Here is a 23211-nt window from a genome sequence, read left to right as displayed (position 1 = left end):
TGCCCGTCGTCATGTCCGCCCCCGCCACCGTTCCCGGTCCGTGCCCCGATCGGCGGTGCCGTGCGGTTCCCGCGGCAGGGCGACCGGTGCCTCGTAGTGGGCGAGCGCCCGTTCCGCCGACGTGCCGAGCACCGTGTCCCCGGCCTCCCCCGCCAGCTCCCGCAGCAGCGGCACCGCACGCCCCGCGAACGGCTTCGCGCCGCTGTCGAATCCGAGCCGCGTCAGCACCTGCGCACCGAACGCCCGGCGCAGCGGATCGTCGCCCGCCGTCCAGGCGGCTGCCGCCTGGAACGTCTCCTCGTCGCCGCGCAGCCACAACGCCCCCACCGACTCGTGCCAGTTGTCCAGCTCGGGGTCCCCGTACCGCAGGGCCCTGGCCGCCAGCTCCTCGAAGGAGGCCCGCAGCCCCAGCGCGTGCTCCAGGAGCGTCGCGATCGCGCCGTGCCCGGTCTGCTGGTCCTGGCCCGCGAACGGCTCGCCGTCCCGCAGCAGTTCGACGGTGACGGTCAGCCCGCCGTCCACGGCCGTGCGGCGCACGGCCATACCGTGCCGCGCGCCGTCCCCGTACAGCTCGGCCAGGGCGTCACGCAGCTCCTGTTCGACGTCCAGGGCCAGCACGCGCCGGGCCTCCTCCAGCGCCGGGGCCGGGTCCGGGGCGCCGTGCCCGAGAAGCGCGCGTACGGTGCGCGCCGAGCCCCGGCGGGCCGCGACCACCAGCGGGGACTCGCCCCGGGGCCCGGGCAGGCCGGGGTCCGCACCGTGGTCGAGCAGCAGTTCCGCGATCCGCGCATGGCCCAGCCCGCACGCCCAGCGCAGTGCGGTGAAACCGAACTCCTCGCGCAGGTCCGGCCAGGCCCCGGCGGCCAGCAGCGCCTCGACGACCTCGGTGTGCCCGCCGCACGCCGCCCCGCACAGCGGCAGGTCACCGGCCTCCGGGCCGCTCGCCCGATTCGGGTCCGCGCCCACGGACAGCAGCAGCCGGACCGCGCCGGGAAGGTCCTGCACGGCAGCCAGATACAGCGCGGTCGTCCCTTCCTCGTCGCTCGACTCGGCGGACGCACCCGCGCGGAGCGCCCGCACGACGGCGTTGTCGCCGTCGTACAACGCCTCGAAGAGGCTGCTCGGGTCCCCGGCCGGATCGTTCGTCATACAACGACCCTACGGCGGTCCCTGACCCTGCCCGAAACTCAGGTGTCGCACTCCAGGACCGTGCGGCACAGTCCGCACCGGACGCGCACCCGGCCCCGGACCGGGACCCGGATGCGCTGGTGGCAGGTGGGGCAGGCGAACGAGACCCGGAGGCCGGCGGACCCGTTCTCGAAGGCGTAGGGGACGGACGGGTCCGGGCCCGCCCCCGGGTGCTCCCCGGCATGGCGCCGGTCCTTGGCGTAGCGCCGGCGGCCCGCCCACCCGGCCGACGCCAGCGGCGGCCGGTGGTGGTCGTGCCCGGCCCGGTCCCGGCCCTTCCTGTACGCCGTGTAGGCCTGGGGGCTGGTGAACCACACGGACGGGTCCTCACCGAAGACGAGCGCGCGCTCGGCGAGTACGTACCCGAACTCCTCGGGGGTGAGATAGCCGAGCTTCTGGCTCGATGTCGCGTCCTCGCGGAAGGCGTCCAGCAGGAGCCAGCCCGCGCCGAGGTACGCGGTCACCGTGTCCGTGAGGATCTCGTTGTCGCGGGTGCCGGGGAACTCCAGTCCCAGCCGGTGCAGCAGGACATGGGTGATCTCGTGCGCCAGCGCGGCCCCGATGTCCCTGCGGTGCGTACGGAAGCGGTCGTTGAGCTCGATGAAGTACTCGGGGCCCGCGGCGAGCTCGACACTGGCGGCATGCTCCATGGGCCGGAATCCGACGATGACGCGGGCCTCCGGCAGGTGCAGGTGCTGCACCAGGGCGCGCGCCACCCGCTGGGCGCCGAGGTGCAGGTCGTCCGCGTCGGAGAAGGCCGCGTCGGCCGGGGCGAGGCTCGTGGCGTACCTGCGCACCCCGTCGGGGGAGATCCGCCGGTAGAGCGCGGTGATCGAGGCCCTGACGGTGTCGAGATGCGGAAACCCGTGGACGACCGGACTCCCGTCGACGCTCCTGCCGTCACTCACGTCCCCACCCCCGTCGATCGTGCCCGGCCGATCTCACTCTAGGCGGACGCGCGGGGGAGCCGGCCGGTTGACGGCCCACTGATCTTGGCCGGAATTCCTGCCTTGTGGCAGCGGTGATCGCTTCCCGATAATCGGATCGGTCTTGTCGGGAGCATGTCGAGAATTGCGTCGGCTGCAGCCCTGACCTGGACCGGCACGTCCGCACGCCTGCACCTGAACCCCCCGCTGAACCCCCCACCCGAAAGCAGGCAGTCCCTTGAAGCAGCTTCTGCGCACCCTCAAAAGATGTTCCGTCGTCGCCGCGGTGGCCCTGGCCGCCCTCAGCCTCCAGCCCAGCGCCTCCGCCGCCCCCGCCCCCGTCGTCGGCGGAACCCGGGCCGCCCAGGGTGAATTCCCCTTCATGGTCCGGCTCTCCATGGGCTGCGGCGGCGCGCTCTACGCACAGGACATCGTGCTGACCGCCGCGCACTGCGTGAACGGCTCCGGAAACAACACCTCGATCACCGCCACCGGCGGTGTCGTCGACCTGCAGTCCACCAGCGCCGTCAAGGTCAAGTCCACCAAGGTCCTCCAGGCCCCCGGCTACAACGGCAAGGGCAAGGACTGGGCGCTGATCAAGCTCGCCAAGCCCATCAGCCAGCCCACCCTGAAGATCGCCACCACCACCGCCTACAACACCGGCAACTTCACCGTCGCGGGCTGGGGCGCGGCCACCGAGGGCGGTGGCCAGCAGCGCTACCTGCTCAAGGCCACCGTTCCGTACGTCTCCGACACCGTCTGCCGGCAGGCCTACGGCAGCGACCTCGTCCCCGCCGAGGAGCTCTGCGCCGGCTACGTGAGCACGGGCGGCGTGGACACCTGCCAGGGCGACTCCGGCGGTCCCATGTTCCGCAAGGACAACGCCGGAGCCTGGATCCAGGTCGGCATCGTCAGCTGGGGCGAGGGCTGCGCGCGCGCCGGCTACCCGGGCGTGTACACCGAGGTGTCGACCTTCGCCGCGGCCATCGCGTCCGCGGCCGCGACCCTCTGACCCGAGTCACACCCGAGCATCCCCGGGGGCGCCCGTCCTGACGGGCGCCCCCGGGCCCACATCCACGAACGGGGCCCCGGCCTCCTCCAGTTCCAGCACCCACACCTCGTTGGAGCCCTCGCGGAGCACCGGTCCCGGGACGTACAGCGTGCGCTGCGGGCCCTTTGACCAGTAACGCCCCAGGCAGAAGCCGTTCACCCACACGAATCCGCGCGTCCAGCCCGGCAGTTCCAGACCCGCGTGACCGGTACCCGCCGCACCGGCCACCTCGAAGGAGCCCCGGAACAGACCCGTCCGCCCCGCCTCCGCGACGCCCCCGAACCGCACCCGCGCCATCGCCCCCGGTTCCTCGAAGGCGTCCAGCCGCAGTGCCCTCGCGCGCACCCCGTGGAGGAACTGCCGCTCGTGCAGCACCCCGCCCGTGATGCCCTTCGGCTCACCCAGCCGCGGCCCGTAGTTGACCCGACCCAGGGACTCCACCCACAGCTCCACCTCGGCCGGCCCCGCGACCGGCTCCTCCAGGGTGTCGTCCTCCTCCGTGAGCACCCCCGCCCGGACCCCGTCCACGTACACCACCGCCCGGTCCCGCAGCCCGGCCGCGCGCAGCGGGTACGGCTGCCGCGGCCCGGGTACGGCCACCCGGTACCGCACCAGGCCCCGGTCGACGTCCAGGTCCTCGAACGTCGGCGGAACACCGCACTCGGGCCCCTCCGGATCGCCCAGCGCCTCCAGCACCCCGGCCAGCGGCGCCCCCTGCGTCAACGCGACCCGCACCGGCCGCGCCGGCCCCACCGGTTCCGGCGGCAGATCGGGCAGCGGCTCCCCCGCGTACTCGGCCAGCACCTTCCGCAGCTGCCAGAACTTCTCGGTGGGCCGCCCGTACTCGTCGACGGGCGCGTCGTAGTCGTACGACGTCACCGTCGCCACCAGCGGGCCGTCCTGCAGCGGTCCGGCACGGTTGGCCCCGGCCCAGCCCGCGAAACTCGTCCCCCCGTGCGCCATGTAGACGTTGACGGAGGCCCCGCACTCCAGGATCTCGCGCAGCGCGCCGGCCGTCTCGGCGGGATCCCGCACGACCGGCTCGGCGCCCCAGTGCTCGAACCAGCCGCACCAGAACTCCATACACATCAGGGGCCCCCGCGGACGATGCCGGCGCAGCACCCCGAACGCCTCGCGCGCCCCCGAACCGAAATTCGCCGTCGCCGCGAGACCGGGCACCGAACCGCCCGTCAGCATGTGGTCCTCGGGTCCGTCGGACGTGAACAGCGGCACCGTGACACCGCACCGGCGCAGCAACCCCGCCAGCTCCTCCAGATGGACCCGGTCACAACCGTAACTGCCGTACTCGTTCTCCACCTGCACCATGATCACCGGACCGCCGCCGGTGATCTGGCGCTGCACCACCTGGGGCAGCAGCTCCCCGAACCACCGCTCCACCGCCGCCGTGTACCCCGCGTCCCGGGTCCGCACCCGCCGGCCGAAACGGCCCGTCACCCAGGCGGGCAGCCCGCCGTTCTCCCACTCGGCGCAGATGTACGGCCCGGGGCGCACGATCGCCATCAGCCCCACCCGGTGCGCCACGTCCAGGAACCGGCCGAGCGCCCCCACGTCCCGGAAGCGCCCCTGCCGGGGCTCGTGGAGATTCCACGGCACGTACGTCTCGACGCAGTTGAGGCCCATCGCACGCAGCATCGTCAGCCGGTGCTCCCACTGCTCCTCGTGCACCCGGAAGTAGTGCATGGCTCCCGACAGCAGCCGTACGGGCTCGCCGTTCAGCCGGAAGTGGTCGTCCCCCACCGTGAAGTCAGCCATCGTGCTCGTACGCTCCTGTGTGCGATCCTCGCGGGCCATCAGCATCGCTTCCGGTGTCCGGCCGGTCCATGGAGAAAGATCACCGGTGCTTGGACGCACCGCCCGACCCGGAGGTGAAGGGCCGATGTACGACACCTGGATGCGTTTCTTCTCACCCAGCCCGCTGCACCACCGCCTGGGACTGGCCTGTCTCGGGGTGGGCCTTCAGCACGGCGCCCTGCCCGCCGTCGGGCCGCGCACGCTGGACCACCACGTGGCCGTCGTCATCAACGCGGGCAGCGGCTGGTTCGGCGCTCCGGACGGCCGCCGGCTGCCCGTCACCGGTCCCAGCCTGATCTGGCTCACCCCCGGGACCCCGCACCACTACGGTGCCGGCCCGGGCGGGTGGGACGAGAGCTTCGTCGACTTCACCGGCCCCGCCACCACGACCTACACCGAGCTGGGCTACATCGAACCGGACCGCCCCCTCGTGCCGCTCTCCGACACCTCGGCGCCGCGGGCCGCCATCGCCCGCATCGTGCGCTCGGCACGCCGGGGGAATCCGCTGCTGGAGGTGGAGGCGGGCGCCGCCGTCCACGAACTCCTCGTCTCGCTGCGCCGGGCGCGCGCCGACGTGGGACCGGACGGCGACCCGGTGCTGCAGGCCCTGGCACGGGACGCCTTCCAGCCGCTCTCCGTCGCGGAGCACGCGGCCCGGCACGGCATGACACCCGCCGAACTGCGCACGGCGGTACGGCGGGGAGCGGGGTGCAGCCCCAAGGACTACCTGCTGGGCATCAGGCTGGGCCGTGCCAAGGAACTGCTCGCCACCACCGATCTGCCGGTGGCGTCCGTGGCCCGCCGCGTCGGCTACGAGGACCCGGCGTACTTCTCGCGGCTGTTCGCCCGCCGGGTCGGCACGGCACCGGTCCGCTTCCGCGCGCAGCAGGGGCGCAGTGTGCCGGGCGGCTGGAGCGACCGGGTGCCGGACCCGCGGGACCCGCCGATGATCCCGCGCCCGTAGGTGCGGCTAGGCTCGCTGACCATGACCACGAGCGACATCGACGAGTCCGTACGAGCGGAACTGAACCGGCTGCGCGAGAGCATCGACAACATCGACGCCGCAGTCGTCCACATGCTCGCCGAGCGTTTCAAGGCCACCCAGCAGGTGGGCCACCTCAAGGCGGCACACCAGCTGCCGCCCGCGGACCCGGCCCGCGAGGCCCGTCAGATCGCCCGGCTGAGGCAGCTCGCGGAGAGCGCCCGGCTGGATCCCGCGTTCGCCGAGAAGCTCCTGAACTTCATCGTCGCGGAGGTCATCCGGCACCACGAGCGCATCGCCGAGGAGTCGGCGGAGGCCCCGCCCCCCGGAGCCTGAGGCACGCACCGGTCCGGGCGCGTCACCAGGTGGGGGTGTCCCGGGAGGCGCCGGACCGCGGCGGGTTCGGCGTCCCGGGGTCCGTGGGCCGGCTCCGGAACGGGGCCGCGCCGGTGCCCCGGGGCGGCTGCGTGCGGCCCGCGGGCCGCATCGGGGCGCCCTTTCCGTTCCACTCGCCCTCGCCGAGGACGAGGAGCGGGTCGAACATCACGATGACGCCGGCCAGGATCAGGAACGTCACGGGCCCGATCAGCAGCGGCAGCATGATCGAGGTCGCGGCTTCACCGGCGACCGCCTGGGAGTTGTCGATGTCGTGCAGGTGTACGGCGATGCCGCTCATGCCCATGTAGTGCATGCCGGTGACGGCGACGCCCATGACCAGGGCGGCGCCGAGGCTCGCCAGGAAACCGTGGACGGACACCGCGGCCCAGAGCGCGGCCGTCGCGGCGGCGACGGCGATCACGACGGAGAGCACGACGGACACGGTGTCGTACTCGATCTGTCCGTTCAGCCGCATGCCCTCCATGCCGATGTAGTGCATTGCCGCGACGCCGAGACCGGTGATCAGGCCCGCGGATATCAGCGCCGGGCGGGTCGCCCCCCGGTACCCCACGATGAAGACACCCACGCCGACCACCAGGACCGCGACCACGAGGCTGAGGATCGTCAGCTGGAGGTCGTACGTGACCGGGGCCTCCGCCACGTCGAAGCCCATCATCGCGATGAGGTGCATCGTCCAGATCCCCGAGCCGATGGAGGCCGCGCCGAGCGCGAGCCAGCCGGGCTTCCACGCGCTGTCGTTGCGCAGCGAGCGGATCGTGCAGCGCAGTCCCAGCGCGCTGCCCAGACATGCCATCACGTACGCCACCACGGGGGTCACGGCGCCGTAGTTGAAACCGTCGATCGTGCCTTGCACAGCAAGCCGCTCCCTGACGCGTGAAGGATGTGGAGAAAGGGTGTGTGAAGTGACTTTAGGTTCGCCTTACTATTTGGCCAAATCTCGATCCTGAAAATTGCCGCAAAGTGTATAAAAGTGATCGTCCAAGGGGTTGTTGAGGGAGATTTTGCAGATTTCACCCTCAAGATCAAGATGCGTCGGCCGGGGAACGGCGGGATCGGGCCACCGCGAACACCCGCGGCGACACCCCCGGGCCCCACCCGCCCCAGCCCGTCAGCCCTGCGAGAACCCCACTGCACAGCCCCGGGCCGGTACGGCAGCATGGGCGCCATGTCCGTACTGACGCGCAACGAAGCGCAGACCCGTGCCCAGCTCCTCGACGTACACCGGTACACGGTCGACCTCGATCTCACCGTGGGGGAGGAGACCTTCGACTCCCGGACCGTCATCCGGTTCACCGCCCACGCGGCGGGAGACACCTTCGTCGAACTCAAGCCGGAGACCCTGCGCTCGATCAGCCTCGACGGACAGCCCCTGGACCCCGCCCTCCTCGACGGGAACCGCTACCCGCTCGCCGGCCTCGGCCCGGGCCCCCACGAACTCACCGCCGACGCCGCCATGCGCTACTCCCGCACCGGCGAGGGCATGCACCGCTTCACCGACCCCGCCGACGGCGAGACGTACGTCTACACCCAGCTCTTCATGGACGACGTCCAACGCGTCTTCGCCGCCTTCGACCAGCCCGACCTCAAGTCCGTCTTCGACCTCACCGTCACCGCGCCCGAGGCCTGGACCGTCCTCGGCAACGGCATCGCCGCCCGGACCGCCCCCGGCCGCTGGACCATCGCCCCCACACCCCCGATCTCCACCTACCTGGTCGCCGTCGCCGCGGGACCCTGGCACTCCGTCACCACCGAGCACGCCGGACTGCCCTTCGGCATCCACTGCCGCCGCTCGCTGGCACCCCACCTGGACGCCGACGCCGACGAGATCCTCTCCGTCACCCGCGACTGCTACGACCGCTACCACGAGAAGTTCGACGAGCCCTATCCCTTCGACTCCTACGACCAGGCCTTCGTCCCCGAGTTCAACGCCGGTGCCATGGAGAACCCCGGGCTCGTCACCTTCCGCGACGAGTTCGTCTACCGCTCGGCCGTCACCGACACCGAACGCCAGACCCGCGCCGTGGTCATCGCCCACGAGATGGCCCACATGTGGTTCGGCGACCTCGTCACCCTCACCTGGTGGGACGACATCTGGCTCAACGAGTCCTTCGCCGAGTACATGGGCTACCAGACCCTCACCGAAGCCACCCGCTTCACCGGCACCTGGGTCGACTTCGCCGTCGACCGCAAGGGCTGGGGCTACGACGCCGACCAGCGCCCCTCCACCCACCCCGTCGCGCCCGACCCCGACGCCGTCCCCGACACCGCGTCCGCCCTGCTGAACTTCGACGGCATCTCCTACGCCAAGGGCGCCTCCGCCCTCCGCCAACTCGTCACCTGGCTCGGTGAGAAGGACTTCCTCGCCGGAATCAACACGCACTTCGCCCGGCACAGATTCGCCAACGCCACCCTCGCCGACTTCGTCGACAACCTCGCGTCCGCCACCGACCGCGATGTCCACGCCTGGGCCGGAACCTGGCTCCGCACCACCGGCATCGACACCCTCACCGCCCGCACCCAGGACACCGGCAACACCTGGACCCTCGGCGTCGAACACACCGGCGACCGCCCCCACCGCATCGCCGTCGGCACCTACGACCACATGCTCGACACCCAGTCGGGCGCCGACCAGCTCGTCCTGCGCGACCGCTTCGAACTCGACATCCCCCAGGACGACACCCCCGCCACCCTGCCCGGCCGCCGCCCGGCCCTCGTCGTCCTCAACGACAACGACCTCACCTACGCCAAGATCCGGCTCGATCCCGTCTCCTGGGACACCGCCCTGACCCGCCTCTCCGGCGTCCCCGACGCCCTCACCCGCGCACTCCTGTGGAACACCGCCCGCGACATGGTCCGCGACGGCGAACTCCACCCCGCGGCCTACCTCACCGCCGCGCGCACCCACCTCCCCCACGAGACCGACCTCGCCGTCGTCCACGGCGTCCTCGACTTCGCCGCCACCCACATCGCCGACCGCTATACCGCCCCCGGCGACCGCCCAGCAGCCCTCGCCTGCCTCACCTCGCTCTGCCGCGACCTGCTCCGCCGCACCGAGGGCCTCACCGCCAAGGACTGGGAGCAGCGCTCCGACGGCGCCGGCCCGGGCAACCCCGCACCCGGCCTCCGCCTCACCGCCGTACGCCACTTCATCGACGCGGCCACCCAGCCCGACGCCATCCAGGACTGGCTGAACGACGGCACCGTCCCCGGCGGTCCCGAACTCGACCCCGAACTCCGCTGGCGCATCCTCACCCGCCTCGCCGTCCTCGGCGCCACCGACGAGGCGGCCATCGCCCGCGAACTCGCCCAGGACCCCAGCGCCACAGGACAGGAAGGCGCCGCCCGCTGCCGCGCCGCCCTCCCCACCCCCGAGGCGAAGGCCGCCGCCTGGCAGGCCATGTTCACCGACGACACCCTCTCCAACTACCTCTTCACCGCCACCGCCCGAGGCTTCTGGCAGCCCGAACAGAGCGACCTCCTCCACGACTACGTCACCCGCTACTACCCCGAGGCCACCGCACTCGCCGAACGCCGCGGCGCCGCCATCGCCGAGGCCGCCGGCCGCCACGCCTTCCCCGCCTACGCCATCGACCCCCACAGCCTCCGCCTCGGCACCGACGCGCTCGACGACCACGAGCTCCTCCCCGCCCTGCGACGCAAGCTCACCGACCAGCTCGACGACCTGCGCCGAGCCCTCGGCGTACGCAACGCCCACTGACCGACCCGCCGCGTGCGGCCGGCCTCGACGACCTGCGCCGCGCCCTCGACGTACGCAACGCCCACTGACCGACCCGCCGCGTGCGGCCGGCCTCGACGACCTGCGCCGCGCCCTCGACGTACGCGACGCCCACCGACCGACCCGCACCACCACCGTGCCCGGCCCTCTCGCACCGAGGGGGCCGGGCACCGCCGTGCGGGCGGCGCACGCCCCTACCAGGCACCCCACGCCCCCACCAGGCACCCCACGGCACCCCGCCCACCCGCGGCAGCAGTACCCCTTTCGGGTCCGGATCGTTGGGCTCTTCGGCCGCTCCCTCCGAAACCCGGGCAAGCCGGCCCGCCCGCCCCCGCGCACCCGAAGGACCACCGCACCCATGCCCACCCCGCCCCTGGCCGGAGGCACCGCAGGCCCCACCCACCTGCGCCCCCTCCTCGACACCGTGCTCACCGCCCTCCACGACGGCGCGGCCCGCCGCAACGGCCCCCTCCCCGCCGGAGGCCCCGACACCGTCACCCACCGCACGGACCGCGCCACCGGCCCCCTCATCCCCGACCACGGCACCGGCGCCCACCACGCCCTGCGCACCCTCGTCACCGCACTCACCGAAGGCGCCGCGGACCCCGCACACCCCCACTGCGCCGCCCACCTGCACACCCCGCCGCTCGCCGTCGCCGCAGCCGCCGACCTCGCCGCGTCCGCGCTCAACCCCTCGATGGACTCCTGGGACCAGGCCCCCGCCGCCTCCGCCCTCGAAGCCTCCCTCACCGCCGCACTCGCCGCCGAGATCTACCCCCACGCCCCCCACCCCGACGCCCTCGTCACCACCGGAGGCACCGAGGCCAACCAACTCGCCCTCCTCCTCGCCCGCGAACGCCACGGCCCCGTACAGACCATCTGCGCCGCCAACGCCCACCACAGCATCGGCCGAGCCGCCTGGATCCTCGGCCTCCCCGCCCCCGTCGTCATCCCCGCCCCCACCGGCACCATGGACCTTCCCGCCCTCCGTGAGGCCCTCATCCGGCACGAGGGCCCCCTCCTCGTCACCGCCACCGCCGGCACCACCGACACCGGCCACATCGACCCCCTCGACGCCATCGCCGACCTCACCGCCGCCCACGGCGCCGAACTCCACATCGACGCCGCCTACGGCGGACCACTCCTCTTCAGCCCCACCCACCGCCACCTGGTCCACGGGCTGCAGCGCGCCCACAGCGTCACCCTCGACCTGCACAAACTGGGTTGGCAACCCGCGTCAGCCGGAATCCTCGCCGTCCCCCACCACCAGGACCTCGCGGTACTCCACCACCACGCCCCCTACCTCAACGCAGGCGACGACACCGACGCAGGCCTCCCCGACCTCCTCGGCCGGTCCCTGCGCACCACCCGGCGCCCCGACGCCCTCAAGATCGCCGTCACCCTCCAGGCACTCGGCCGCGACGGGCTCGCCGACCTCATCGACCGCACCCTCGCCGCAGCCCACCAGCTCGCCGACCTCATCACCGCGACCCCCCACCTCGAGCTCTACGAACGCCCCACCATCAGCACCGTCCTCTTCCGTCCCACCGGCGCCGACGACACCACCGTCGCCACCATCCGCCGCACCCTCCTCACCCGCGGACACGCCGTACTCGGCCGCGCCCGCACCGACCACCGCCTCTGGCTCAAAGCCACCCTGCTCAACCCCCACACCACCCCCGAGGACCTGCGCCGGCTCACCACCCTCGTCACCCACGCCGTCACCGGCCTCAGGGAAGGCAGCACCCCCCGATGACCGACCAGCCCGCGGTCACCCCCGACCGGCCGCACGACCTCGTCGGCATCGGCATCGGCCCCTTCAACCTCTCCCTCGCCGCACTCGCCCACGGCGTCCCCGCCGCCCCCGGCCACCCCCACCCCCTCGCCGCCACCTTCTACGAACAGAACCCCGCCTTCCACTGGCACCCCGGGCTCCTCATCGACGGCGCCACCCTCCAAGTCCCCTTCCTCGCCGACCTCGTCACCCTCGCCGACCCCGCCAGCCCCTGGACCTTCCTCAACTACCTCCGCGCCCACGACCGCCTCTACCCCTTCTACTTCGCCGAGCGCTTCCACATCGAACGCACCGAGTACGACGCCTACTGCCGCTGGGTCAGCCGACAGCTCCCCGGCCTCCACTTCGGGCACCAGGTCGATGCGATCCGCTGGAACACCGACCGCCACCTCTTCGAAGTCGACTTCACCCAACTCGACCCCGCAGGCGAAGCCGAGGCGCTCGGCCGCGCCTACACCCGCCACATCGCCCTCGGCGTGGGCACGGAACCCTTCGTCCCCGAACCCCTGCGCCCCCTCACCGACGCCGGCGGCCTCCCCGTGATCCACTCCGCCGACTACCTCCACCACCGACAGGAACTCCTGGACGCCGGGCACATCACCGTCATCGGTTCCGGCCAGTCCGGCGCCGAGATCTTCCTCGACCTCCTGCGCACCCGCCCCCACGGAGCCGAGAAGATCCACTGGCTCGCCCGCACCCCGGCCTTCGCCCCCATGGAGTACTCGAAACTCGGCCTCGAGCACTTCACCCCCGACTACACCCGCTACTTCCACGCACTCCCCGAAGCCGTGCGCGACACCCTCGTCCCCGGCCAGTGGCAGCTCCACAAAGGCATCGACGCCGACACCATCGCCGCCATCCACGACGAGCTCTACCGGCGCACACTCCACGGCACCTGGCCCGACGCCACCCTCACTCCCGGCGTCACCGTCCGCACCGCGGGCCGCACCGCGGGCCGCATCGCGGGCCGCCTCTCCGGCACCCGCATCGAACTCCACCTCTCACACACCCAACAGGCCACCCGCACCCGCCTCACCACCGACGCCGTCGTCCTCGCCACCGGCTACCGCGAACGCCCCCTCGACACCCTGCTCGCCGGCCTCGCCCCCCGCATCCGCCGCGACGCCTCCGGCCGCCCCCGCATCGACGAGGCGTTCCGACTCGACCTCGATCCGACGGTCACCGGCCACATCTACGTACAGAACGCCGAACGCCACACCCACGGAGTCGGCGCCCCCGACCTCGGCCTCGCCGCCTGGCGCAGCGCCACCATCCTCAACGACCTCACCGGAACCACCCCCTACCCCCTCCCGCAGCGCACCGCGTTCACCACGTTCGGCCTCGCCCCCCGCCCCGCCCCACGCGTCCCCGGCCAGGGCGCCGCCCGTTCACCCCAGGACGAGTACCGGTGAGCCCGCGAACCACCCCGAAGCGCGCCGGGGGACCGGCAGCCACCGTCCGACGCGGTGCCCGGCGCCGCTGACGCGATGACGACGCCCCCGCCGAAAAAAGGGCGGGGGCGGCCCGCACCCGCGGACCGCCCCCGCCCCGCCGGCAGGACCACCCACCCGCGACGACCACGGGCGGCCCCACCGGCCGACAGATCAGCACACCCGGAACACTCAGAACACCGGCACGCCCTCACGCGTCAGCCGCCAGTCCACCGAAGCGAACTCGGCCGGATCCACCGAGCCCTTCGCCCTGACCCAACCGATGATCGTGTTCCGGATCTCGTCCGAATTCGCCCACAGCTGCTCGGCACCCGGAACATGCGGGAAATTGCCCCCGCCGCTCGCCCGGTAGTTGTTCACCGCGAACACGAACCGCGCAGCCGGGTCCACAGGCTTCCCCTCGAACGACAGACCCACGATCCGGGAACCCACCGGCTGCGCGATGTCGATGTCGTACGACACCCCCGAGACCACGTCGTAGTTGTAGTCCGGAATACCACCGGCATTCGTCAGCTTCGACGTGTCCACGGGCCCACCCGAGGCCGTCTGCACGTAATACTGCGCCGAGTACTCCAGGTAGTCCTTCAGCTGCGCGCCCGTCAGCAACCGCGCCTCGAGCGTGTTCTCGAACGGATACAGGCCCGCAGCATCCTTGATGGTCACCTCGCCCGCCGGGATCGCCGCCGTACGCGAGAAGCACGCCGCCTGCGACAGCACCGGCAGCGCGGCGTACTCCCCGCCGGCCAGTGCCCCCTTCACCGTGTCCGCCTGCACCAGGTTGATCAGATCGATGACCGGCTCGTCCTTCCACGGCGCGTCCACCGTCGACATCGCGGCCACCGACGTACCGATCACCTGATTCACATAGGCCACCACCTTCGTGTGCTCGTCCCCGAGCAGCGAGGTGATCCGCGGATCCTCCGCCACCGTGTTCGAGTTCAGCACCTCGGCGCCGACCTTCTCCACCGACCAGCGGCCCTTCTCCCACACCAGGTCGAAGTCGAACAACGTCAACCGCTGCCCCCACTTCAACGGCTCCGAGAGAACGACCTGTTTGCCCGTCTTCTTGTTCGTCACGAAGTACTCGGGGATCTCCGAGTGCGCATGACCCACCAGAATCGCGTCGATACCCGGCACCTGCTCCGCCACCAGACCCGCCGCGTTCTCCACGTACGGCAACTGATCCCCGTACGACGACGTACCGGACGAGCCCGAGTGCGCGGACACGATCACGACATCGGCACCCATCGAACGGAGCTTCGGCACCCACTTCGCCGCCTGCTCCTCAAGGCCCGGGAACACCATCTTCCCGCCCACATTCGCCTTGTCCCAGATCGCGATACCAGGATTCGTCAGCCCGAGGACAGCCACCCGCACATCACGGCCGTGCGGGGTACGCAAACGCTTGATCACATACGGGGCGAACGCCGGCCGCAACGTCTTCGCGTCCAGTGCGTTCGCACCCAGCAGCGGGAAATCGCACTGCTCCTCGAACTTCCGCAGCACCGGAATACCGTAATTGAACTCGTGGTTGCCGAGAGCCGCGGCGTCGTACCCGATCCTGTTCATCGCCTGCGCCATCGGATGCACCGGCCCGCGCTTCGCCGTGATCGGATCGACCTTCGCGTAGTAGTACGACAGCTGGGTGCCCTGGATCGTGTCACCCGCATCGATCAGCAACGTGTTCCGGCGTCCCCGCTCCTCACGGATCTGCTCCACCAGCGTCGAGATCTTCGCCAGGCCCACATCGTTGTGCGCCTTGTCGTCGAACTCCTTGTCCGTGAAGTAGTCCCAGTTGAAGACGTTGCCGTGCAGGTCGGTCGTCCCCATCACGGTGAACGAGTACCGCTTCGCCGGACGCCCGTGCCCGTGCCCCTTCGCCTCCGCGGCCTCCGCCGGCCCGGCGACAGCCCCGCCCGCCAGTGCCACACCCGCACCGGCGGCAGCCGACCGGCCCAGAAACGTCCTACGGTTCAACGGCATTCTTGACTCCTCGTCCAGACGAACAACGCGCGTAGATTCTGGCTCAGCCACCGCGCCCGGCGACACCCCGCGCAGGTTTCGATCTGGTGACCACCCGTGCCCGCCACTCCGGCGCCGGACGCCCCGGAGGCCCGGGGGCTGCGCCGGAACGCCACCGGAACAGGCTGTCGCTTCGATGCGGACCATGCTCATCGGAGCGCGGGGCCGCACAATTAAACACTTGTCAATAACCCTTCATCCAAAGGTTGTTGGGCAGTCATGCGAGGCCAAATATCTACCCGTAGGTAAGGTTTAGGCTCGGACCATGCGCCGAGCGAAAATCGTTTGTACCCTGGGACCCGCAACCGACACATACGAGCAGATCAAGGCACTGGTCGAAGCGGGAATGGACGTTGCCCGCCTCAACCTCAGCCACGGCACCTATGCCGAACACGAAGAGCGGTACCACCGTGTACGGAAAGCCTCCGAAGAGACCGGACGCGGGGTAGGAATCCTCGCCGACCTTCAAGGCCCGAAGATCCGCCTCGGCCGATTCGCCGAAGGGCCCGTACTCCTCGAACGCGGCGACGAGTTCACCATTACCGTCGAATCCGTGGAAGGCGACCGCCACCGTTGCGGTACCACCTACGACGGTCTCGCCACCGACGTCACCACCGGTGAGCGCATCCTGATCGACGACGGCCGGGTCACCCTCGAAGTCACCGGCGTCGACGGACCCCGCGTCCGCACCACCGTCATCGAGGGCGGCATGGTCTCCGACCACAAGGGGCTCAACCTCCCCGGAGTCTCGGTCTCCGTCCCCGCGCTCTCGGAGAAGGACATCGACGACCTCCGCTGGGCCCTGCGCACCGGTGCGGACATCGTCGCCCTGTCCTTCGTGCGCTCCGGACGGGACATCGACGACGTCCACCGCGTCATGGACGAGGAGGGCCGCCGCCTCCCCGTCATCGCCAAGGTCGAGAAGCCCCAGGCCGTCGAGAACATCGACGAAATCGTCGCCGCCTTCGACGGCATCATGGTCGCGCGCGGCGACCTCGGCGTCGAGATGCCCCTGGAGCAGGTCCCGATCGTCCAGAAGCGCGCGATCAAGCTCGCCAGGCGCAATGCCAAGCCGGTCATCGTCGCCACGCAGATGCTCGACTCGATGATCGAGAATTCCCGGCCCACCCGCGCCGAGGCCTCCGACGTCGCCAACGCCGTCATCGACGGGACGGACGCGGTGATGCTGTCCGGCGAGACCAGCGTCGGGAAGTACCCCGTCGAGACGGTGCGCACGATGGCGCGCATCGTCGAGGCGGCCGAGGAGGACATCCTCGCCAAGGGGCTGCCGCCCCTCACCGACCGGAACAAGCCCCGCACCCAGGGCGGAGCGGTCGCCCGCGCGGCGGCCGAGATGGGCGACTTCCTCGGCGCGAAGTTCCTGGTGGCCTTCACTCAGAGCGGCGACACGGTCAAGCGGCTCTCCCGCTACCGCTCCCCGATCCCGCTCCTGGCCTTCACCCCGGACGAGGCCACCCGCGCGCAGCTCAACCTCACCTGGGGTGTGGAGACGTTCCTCGGGCCGCACGTGGAGTCGACGGACGCGATGGTGGCGCAGGTGGACGAGGAGCTGCTGCGGATCGGCCGCTGCGAGAAGGGTGACATGGTGGTCATCACGGCGGGCTCACCGCCCGGAGTGGCCGGCTCCACGAACCTGGTCCGGGTGCACCGCATCGGCGAGGACGACAGCCCGGAGTAGGGCGGAGCGGCTCAGTATTTCGGCCCGACGTGCGCATCCATCAGTGCTACGGATGCCCGTCGGGCGACGGAGATGTTACGTGAGTTGGCCTGCTTCCACTCGACGCCGACCAGGTCCAGCGCGCCGGTGAAGAGCGCCAGGATGTCGGTGGACAGGTTGGTGAAGAAGTAGCGCGGGTACTCGTAGCGGCGCAGCGCTCCACCGATGCGTCTGGTGGTCCAGTTCGTGATCCGGCAGCCGTCGGAGTGGATCAGGCCCCGGACGAAGTCCCAAGGGTGGGCATCGACGACGGTTCGCTGCCAGGGTTCAAGGACGATCTCCCGGTCGTGCTTCTTGCCGGGCCCGTGCTGAGGGAAGAAGCATGGCCAGTGCTTGCTCGAGCAGGTGACGTACTGGCAGCCGGGACGCGACACCCGGCACACCTTGTTGGTCGGCCGCACCTTCAGAACGGCTGCGGCGCAGGCGTCGATGAGGCCCGGCCATGCGTCGGCGCACGCGATCCGCAGGCAGTACACGCCCCGTCGATCGGCGCTGATGCAGCCGTCTCCGAGATACAAGCCGAGTAAGTAGCTGTAGGCAACGGGGTCTTGGGGTGCGAGGGGCGTATCGCCGCATCTGGGGCACGCTGCGGAGCGGTCCAGGGGCTCTGTCCGGACACGCCATGAGCGGATCGCGGCACGGGAAATGCCGGTCCTCCTGCTCACCGCGTTCTGGCTGAAGCCCTGATCGAGAAGGGCCAGCGTGCGTTTGCGCGTTTCGAGGTCGTACACACTTCCGAGCATGCTCGGACTGCCGTGTGCAGAGGTGGAAACAGCGGTGCAGTCACACGATCACGTGAATGCCTGCCGTTCCGCTGAAACCTTCGAATCGAAGGAAAAGTGCCCCAGGTGGGATTCGAACCCACACTGTCGGCTGTTTGAGAGCCGCCTCTCTAACCAGTTGGAGTACTGGGGCCTTAGAAAGGAAGGGCCACGAGTGCCCCGCGTAGTGACACCATACCGCAGCTGGGTAGGCTCAAGGGAGCTGCATCTGCCCCGTAACGAGGAGCCCCGTGACCACCCCCGAGTCGCCCCAGCCCGTAGACGACGCCGACGACGACAAGTCGCACGTCCCGCCGCTGACGACCCGCGTCGTCATCGCCGAGGACGAGGCGCTCATCCGCCTCGACCTCAAGGAGATGCTGGAGGAGGAGGGCTACGCGGTAGTCGGCGAGGCCGGGGACGGGCAGCAGGCCGTCGAGCTGGCGCGGGAGCACCGGCCCGACCTGGTCATCCTCGATGTGAAGATGCCGGTCCTCGACGGGATCTCCGCCGCCGAGAAGATCGCCGAGGAGTCCATCGCCCCCGTCCTGATGCTCACCGCCTTCTCGCAGCGCGACCTCGTCGAGCGCGCCCGTGACGCCGGGGCGATGGCGTACCTGGTGAAGCCGTTCAGCAAGAGCGACGTGGTGCCGGCCATCGAGATGGCCGTGTCGCGGTTCGCGGAGCTGAAGGCGCTGGAGAGCGAGATCGCCGACCTCTCGCAGCGGCTGGAGACCCGCAAGCTGGTGGACCGGGCGAAGAGCATCCTGCAGACGGACTACGGGCTCTCCGAGCCGGCCGCGTTCCGCTGGATCCAGAAGACGTCGATGGACCGCCGTCTGTCGATGCAGCAGCTCGCCGAGGCGCTGATCGAGGACGCCGAGGAGAAGAAGAGGGCGGCCGAGTAACGCCGTACCGCGTACGTACGAAGGAGGCCCGCCCCCGGGACGAACCGGGGGCGGGCCTCCTTCGTACGTACGGGAGGGGTCAGTCCTCGCCGAGGTAGGCCTTGCGGACCGACTCGTCGTGGAGGAGGTCCGCGCCGGTGCCGGAGAGGACGACCTTGCCGACCTCCATGACATGGCCCTGGTCCGCGAGGGAGAGGGCCGCCTGCGCGTTCTGCTCGACGAGCAGGATCGTGGTGCCCGACGCCTTGAGCTCGACGATGGTCTCCATGATCTTCTGCATCATGATCGGGGAGAGCCCCATGGAGGGCTCGTCGAGCATGAGCAGCTTGGGCTGGGACATGAGCGCGCGTCCCATGGCGAGCATCTGCTGCTCGCCGCCGGAGAGGGTTCCCGCGGCCTGCTTCCGGCGTTCCCCGAGGATGGGGAAGAGGTCGTAGGCGCGCTGGACGTCCTTCTCGATGCCTGCCTTGTCGGTGCGGAGGAAGGCGCCGAGCTGGAGGTTCTCCGCGATGGTGAGGCGGGGGAAGATGTGGCGGCCCTCGGGGGAGTGGGCGAGGCCCAGTGCCACGATCTTGTGGGCGGGGATGCCCGCGAGGGGCTTCCCCTCGAAGAGGATGCGGCCGCCGGAGGGCTTGAGGAGGCCGGAGAGGGTGCGCAGGGTGGTGGTCTTGCCCGCACCGTTGGTGCCGATGAGGGTGACGACCTGGCCGGCCTCGACGCGGAAGGAGATTCCCTTGACGGCTTCGATCTTGCCGTAGGCGACCCTGAGGTCCTCGACCTCGAGCAGTGCGGTCACTGGCCTTCCCCTTCTGTGCTGGTGGTGCGCTGTGCCTTGTCCGCCCCGGGGGTCTCGGCCGCGGGCTCTGCGCCCTTGGCCGTGCCGTCCGTCCCCGCCGGCGCCTCGGCTTCGGGGGCCGCCTTCGGCTCGGGTGCCTCGGTGGGCGCGGGCGCTTCGGCCTTCTCGGGGGTGTCCGCCTCGAAGGGCGTGCCGAGGTAGGCGGCGACGACGCGTTCGTCGCCCTGGACGACGGAGGGGGTGCCCTCGACGAGCTTCTCGCCCTGGACGAGGCAGGCGACCCGGTCGCAGAGGTTGAAGATGAAGCGCATGTCGTGCTCGATGACGAGTACGGCGATGCCCATGTCCCGGATCGCGAAGATGAGTTCCTCGGTGACGCGGGTTTCCTGCGGGTTCATGCCTGCGGTGGGCTCGTCCAGGAGGAGGAGGCCCGGGTCGCTGGCGAGGGCGCGCGCGATCTCCAGCTTGCGCTGGTCCCCGTAGGGGAGGTTGCGCGCGAGGTGGTCGGCCTTGTCCTGCAGGCCGATGAACTTGAGGAGTTCCATGGAGCGTGCGTGGGAGGCGGCTTCGGCCTTCTTGAACCCGGGTCCGCGCACCAGGGCGGACCAGAGGCCCTCCTTGGTCCTGGTGTGCCGTCCGACGAGGACGTTCTCCAGGACGGTCATGTTGGCGAAGAGCCGGATGTTCTGGAAGGTGCGGGCGATCCCTGCCTGGGTGACGAGGTGGGGCTTGGGCGGCAGGACGGTGCCCTTGTAGCGAACCGTTCCCTCGGTGGGGACGTAGAGGCCGGTGAGGCAGTTGAAGAAGGTGGTCTTGCCGGCGCCGTTGGGGCCGATGAGACCGACGATCTCGCCCGCGTTGACCTTGAGGTCGACGTCGCGTACGGCGGTGAGCCCGCCGAAGCGCATGGTGACGCCGCCGGCATCCAGGACGGGCGTGGTGGTTTCGGTGGTGGTCGTCATGTCGTTCACGCCCCCGCCTTCACGGTGCCGACGCCGGAGTCGGGCAGTGTGCCCTCGGGCGTGTCGAGTTGGCCGGTCTCGTGGTACTCGAGCTGGGCCCGCCTGTTGGCGATGAGGCCTTCGGGGCGGAAGCGCATCAGCAGGATGAGCGCGAGGCCGAAGCCGAGGAGCTGGTAGTCCTGGAGGAACTGCAGCTTCGCGGGGATCATGTAGAGGAGGGTGGCGCCGATCAGGGGTCCGCTGATCGTCCCCATGCCGCCGAGGATGACGGCGGCGAGGAGGAAGGCGGAGTTGGGCGGCACGGGGCCGGCGAAGACGTACATCTCCGGGACGACGGTGCTCTGTACGTGTGCCTGGACGGTTCCGGCGATCCCGGCGAGGGTCGCGCCGAGGGCGAAGGCGATGAGCTTGACGCGGAAGCCGTTGATGCCCATGGCGGTGGCGGCGGTCTCGTCCTCGCGGATGGCGACCCAGGCGCGGCCGATGCGGGAGCTGCCCGCGCGGCTGAAGACGAGGACCACGAGGATCATCGCGAGCAGCATGAGCAGGTAGTAGTTGGCGTATCCGCCGAGCTCGATGCCCAGGATGGTGTGGGACTCACCGAAGTCGTATCCGAAGAAGACGAGGTCGGGGATGTTCGGTACACCGTTGGGGCCGTTGGTGACCCGGGGGCCCGACACGCCGTCGAGGTTGCCGACCGTGATGCGGAAGATCTCGCCGAAGCCGAGGGTGACGATGGCGAGGTAGTCGCCGCGGAGGCGCAGGGTGGGCGCTCCGATGACGACACCGAAGATCAGGGAGACGGCTGCGCCGGTGAGGACCGATGCCCAGAAGGGGAACTGGACGCCGAACGCGGATGCGGTGGTGCCGGAGACGAGCGCGGCGGTGTAGGCGCCGACGCCGAGGAAGGCGACGTATCCGAGGTCCAGGAGTCCGGCGAGGCCGACGACGATGTTCAGCCCGAGTGCGACGGTCGCGAAGATGAGGATGTTGACCGCGATCAGGGTGTACTGGTCGGTGTTCTGGGTGAAGGGGAACGCCGCGGCGGCGACGAACGCGGCGGCCACGGCGATGGAGCGGTACTTGGTGGTGAGCACCGAGAGCCGGGCCATGATGCCGGACTTGAACAGGGCGCCGACGGCGAAGCCCGCGGTGATCATGTAGCCGGTGAAGAGCTCGGCGTATTCGGTGTCGATGCCGTAGGTGACGACGAAGAGGCCGATGCCGAAGGCGAGGACGATGATGAGGATCTCGGCCCAGGAGGGGATCTCCTTGGGGCGGGACGCCTTGCGGGTGTCGTCGGGGAGGAGGAAGGCGACGAGCGGGATGGCCGAGGCCACCGCCGCGACGAAGCCGCCGGGCTCCAGGTTGACGACGCCGCCGAGTTCGACGGCGATGGCGATGACGGTGAACCAGGTGGTACCGAAGGCGCCGAGGGCCAGGAACCGGAGGGCTTTGGTGGTACCGGTGGGGGCCAGCCAGCGGAGGCCCCGGATGCCGAGGGCGGCGAGTGCGTACAGGAGTACGAGGGCGCCTGCGACGAGGGAGAGGACCTGGAGGCCGCCGGGGTAGCCGTAGACGGTGAGGTCGCCGGGGAACTCGTCCGTGTAGGTCCAGGACAGGAAGGTGGCGGCGATGGTCGCGATGCCGCCGAGGGCGGTGAGGCGGCGCAGTCCGGTGGTCCGGGAGCCGGTGCCGGCCGGGGTGGTGACGGCGGCGGTCTTGGTGGTGTCGGTTGTCATGGCTCTCACGCCCGATCCGCGACGCGCTCACCGAGCAGGCCCTGTGGCCTGACGAGGAGGACGACGATGAGAAGTACGAATGCCCAGACGTTGGCCCAGGCGCCGCCGCCGAGCTGCTGCATGCCGGGGATCTCTTCGATGTAGGCGATCGAGAGGGCTTCGGCGAGGCCGAGGACGACTCCGCCGACCATGGCTCCGTAGATGTTGCCGATGCCGCCGAGTACCGCTGCGGTGAAGGCCTTGAGTCCGAGGAGGAAGCCCATCTCGAAGTTGATCTGGCCCTTGTCGAGGCCGTAGGCGACGGCTGCGATGGCGGCGAACGCGGCTCCGATGGCGAAGGCCATCACGATGATGCGGTCGGTGTTGATGCCCATGAGCTTGGCCGTGTCGGGGTCCTGCGCGGTGGCCTGCATGGCGCGGCCGCTGCGGCTCTTGGCGACGAACATGCCGAGGGCGAGCATGCAGAGGGGGGCGAGGACGAGGATGAAGGCGTCGGCGCGCTGGAGGTAGAGGTTGTCGAAGATCTTGAACGACTCGCCCTGGAACTCCGGGAAGCTGCGCGGCTTCTTCGCGTCGGGGTAGAAGCCCCAGACAAGCTGCTGGAGGACGATCGAGAGGCCGATCGCGGTGATGAGCGGGGCCAGGCGGGGTGCGCCGCGCAGGGGGCGGTAGGCGAAGCGTTCTGCCGCTGTGGCTACGGCGACGGAGGCGATCGCGCCACCGATGATCATGAGGGGTATGACCACCATGAGCGAGGTGCCGCTGGGGAGTGCCAGGTAGGTGGTGAGGGCGCCGAAGCCCCCGATCATGAAGATCTCGCCGTGGGCGAAATTGATGAGCTGGACGATGCCGTACACCATGGTGTACCCGATGGCTATGAGGCCATAGAGCGCGCCGAGTGCGAGACCGTTGGCCAGCTGTTGCGGCAGTTCGTTCACCGCA

Annotated in this window: 18 protein-coding genes and 1 tRNA gene; 8 read left to right on the top strand and 11 right to left on the bottom strand. The window is 70.5% G+C overall.

Annotated features, from left to right (window positions below):
- Positions 1-9 precede the first annotated feature (9 nt).
- Positions 10-1149, bottom strand: a complete 1140-nt coding sequence (locus OG927_RS08005) for an ankyrin repeat domain-containing protein (RefSeq protein WP_330319902.1) — start codon at positions 1147-1149, stop codon at positions 10-12.
- Positions 1150-1187: 38 nt separating this feature from the next.
- The gene (locus tag OG927_RS08000) at positions 1188-2096 is read right to left on the bottom strand and encodes a hypothetical protein (protein WP_319103314.1); all 909 of its coding nucleotides are present in this window, start codon (positions 2094-2096) and stop codon (positions 1188-1190) included.
- A gap of 256 nt (positions 2097-2352) precedes the next feature.
- Here OG927_RS08000 and OG927_RS07995 point away from each other — a divergent pair, with 256 nt between their 5' ends.
- On the top strand, positions 2353-3126 hold the full coding sequence (locus tag OG927_RS07995) for a S1 family peptidase (protein ID WP_056783903.1): 774 nt from the start codon (positions 2353-2355) through the stop codon (positions 3124-3126).
- Between the two features lie 6 nt (positions 3127-3132).
- Here the strand turns inward: OG927_RS07995 and OG927_RS07990 are convergent, their stop codons facing one another.
- Positions 3133-4938 (bottom strand): glycoside hydrolase family 35 protein, encoded by a 1806-nt coding sequence (locus OG927_RS07990; RefSeq protein WP_124282643.1) that lies wholly within the window; start codon positions 4936-4938, stop codon positions 3133-3135.
- 124 nt (positions 4939-5062) lie between these two features.
- On the opposite strand from OG927_RS07990, the gene OG927_RS07985 reads away from it, so the two are divergent.
- Entirely contained in the window at positions 5063-5941 is an 879-nt protein-coding gene (locus tag OG927_RS07985) for a helix-turn-helix domain-containing protein (protein ID WP_330319901.1), read from the top strand.
- Between the two features lie 21 nt (positions 5942-5962).
- Positions 5963-6295 (top strand): chorismate mutase, encoded by a 333-nt coding sequence (locus OG927_RS07980; RefSeq protein WP_056783893.1) that lies wholly within the window; start codon positions 5963-5965, stop codon positions 6293-6295.
- A 22-nt stretch (positions 6296-6317) separates the two neighbouring features.
- Here OG927_RS07980 and OG927_RS07975 read toward each other — a convergent pair whose 3' ends face one another.
- Positions 6318-7211, bottom strand: a complete 894-nt coding sequence (locus OG927_RS07975; RefSeq protein WP_056783889.1) for an MHYT domain-containing protein — start codon at positions 7209-7211, stop codon at positions 6318-6320.
- 312 nt (positions 7212-7523) lie between these two features.
- Between OG927_RS07975 and pepN the strand changes: the two genes are divergently transcribed.
- From pepN to OG927_RS07960, 3 genes are all read left to right on the top strand, one after another.
- Positions 7524-10076, top strand: coding sequence for an aminopeptidase N (gene pepN / locus OG927_RS07970; RefSeq protein WP_124282645.1), 2553 nt, complete (start codon positions 7524-7526; stop codon positions 10074-10076).
- A gap of 376 nt (positions 10077-10452) precedes the next feature.
- Positions 10453-11850: a pyridoxal phosphate-dependent decarboxylase family protein gene (locus OG927_RS07965; RefSeq protein ID WP_124282646.1), complete on the top strand. Its 1398-nt coding sequence runs from the start codon at positions 10453-10455 to the stop codon at positions 11848-11850.
- Positions 11847-13301, top strand: a complete 1455-nt coding sequence (locus OG927_RS07960; protein ID WP_330319900.1) for a lysine N(6)-hydroxylase/L-ornithine N(5)-oxygenase family protein — start codon at positions 11847-11849, stop codon at positions 13299-13301. Before OG927_RS07965 ends, OG927_RS07960 begins: the two co-directional genes overlap by 4 nt.
- Before the next feature lie 210 nt (positions 13302-13511).
- On the opposite strand, the gene OG927_RS07955 is transcribed toward OG927_RS07960, so the two are convergent.
- Positions 13512-15323: a bifunctional metallophosphatase/5'-nucleotidase gene (locus tag OG927_RS07955; protein WP_124282808.1), complete on the bottom strand. Its 1812-nt coding sequence runs from the start codon at positions 15321-15323 to the stop codon at positions 13512-13514.
- Between the two features lie 304 nt (positions 15324-15627).
- Between OG927_RS07955 and pyk the strand changes: the two genes are divergently transcribed.
- The gene (gene pyk / locus OG927_RS07950; RefSeq protein ID WP_330319899.1) at positions 15628-17061 is read left to right on the top strand and encodes a pyruvate kinase; all 1434 of its coding nucleotides are present in this window, start codon (positions 15628-15630) and stop codon (positions 17059-17061) included.
- A gap of 11 nt (positions 17062-17072) precedes the next feature.
- Here pyk and OG927_RS07945 read toward each other — a convergent pair whose 3' ends face one another.
- Both OG927_RS07945 and OG927_RS07940 read right to left on the bottom strand, forming a co-directional pair.
- Positions 17073-17831 carry a transcriptional regulator gene (locus tag OG927_RS07945; RefSeq protein WP_206431837.1) on the bottom strand — a complete coding sequence of 253 codons (759 nt, stop codon included), beginning with the start codon at positions 17829-17831 and terminating at the stop codon, positions 17073-17075.
- A gap of 109 nt (positions 17832-17940) precedes the next feature.
- A tRNA-Leu gene (locus OG927_RS07940) sits at positions 17941-18015 on the bottom strand.
- A 97-nt stretch (positions 18016-18112) separates the two neighbouring features.
- Between OG927_RS07940 and OG927_RS07935 the strand changes: the two genes are divergently transcribed.
- The gene (locus tag OG927_RS07935) at positions 18113-18769 is read left to right on the top strand and encodes an ANTAR domain-containing response regulator (RefSeq protein WP_056783866.1); all 657 of its coding nucleotides are present in this window, start codon (positions 18113-18115) and stop codon (positions 18767-18769) included.
- Positions 18770-18848: 79 nt separating this feature from the next.
- Here the strand turns inward: OG927_RS07935 and OG927_RS07930 are convergent, their stop codons facing one another.
- From OG927_RS07930 to OG927_RS07915, 4 genes are read right to left on the bottom strand one after another with little or no spacing between them, the layout of a single operon-like run.
- Positions 18849-19565 (bottom strand): ABC transporter ATP-binding protein, encoded by a 717-nt coding sequence (locus tag OG927_RS07930; RefSeq protein ID WP_056783862.1) that lies wholly within the window; start codon positions 19563-19565, stop codon positions 18849-18851.
- A complete protein-coding gene (locus tag OG927_RS07925; RefSeq protein WP_330321303.1) occupies positions 19562-20527 on the bottom strand; it encodes an ABC transporter ATP-binding protein in 966 nt (321 codons plus the stop codon). Before OG927_RS07925 ends, OG927_RS07930 begins: the two co-directional genes overlap by 4 nt.
- Positions 20528-20532: 5 nt before the next feature.
- Positions 20533-22269 carry a branched-chain amino acid ABC transporter permease gene (locus OG927_RS07920; protein WP_330321302.1) on the bottom strand — a complete coding sequence of 579 codons (1737 nt, stop codon included), beginning with the start codon at positions 22267-22269 and terminating at the stop codon, positions 20533-20535.
- 5 nt (positions 22270-22274) lie between these two features.
- Positions 22275-23207 (bottom strand): branched-chain amino acid ABC transporter permease, encoded by a 933-nt coding sequence (locus OG927_RS07915; RefSeq protein ID WP_056783852.1) that lies wholly within the window; start codon positions 23205-23207, stop codon positions 22275-22277.
- Positions 23208-23211: the final 4 nt, after the last annotated feature.

Origin of the sequence: Streptomyces clavifer, assembly GCF_036345975.1 — a bacterium.
In the GTDB taxonomy this organism is placed as follows: Bacteria; Actinomycetota; Actinomycetes; order Streptomycetales; family Streptomycetaceae; genus Streptomyces; species Streptomyces clavifer.
This window is presented reverse-complemented; position numbering and strand designations above follow the sequence as displayed.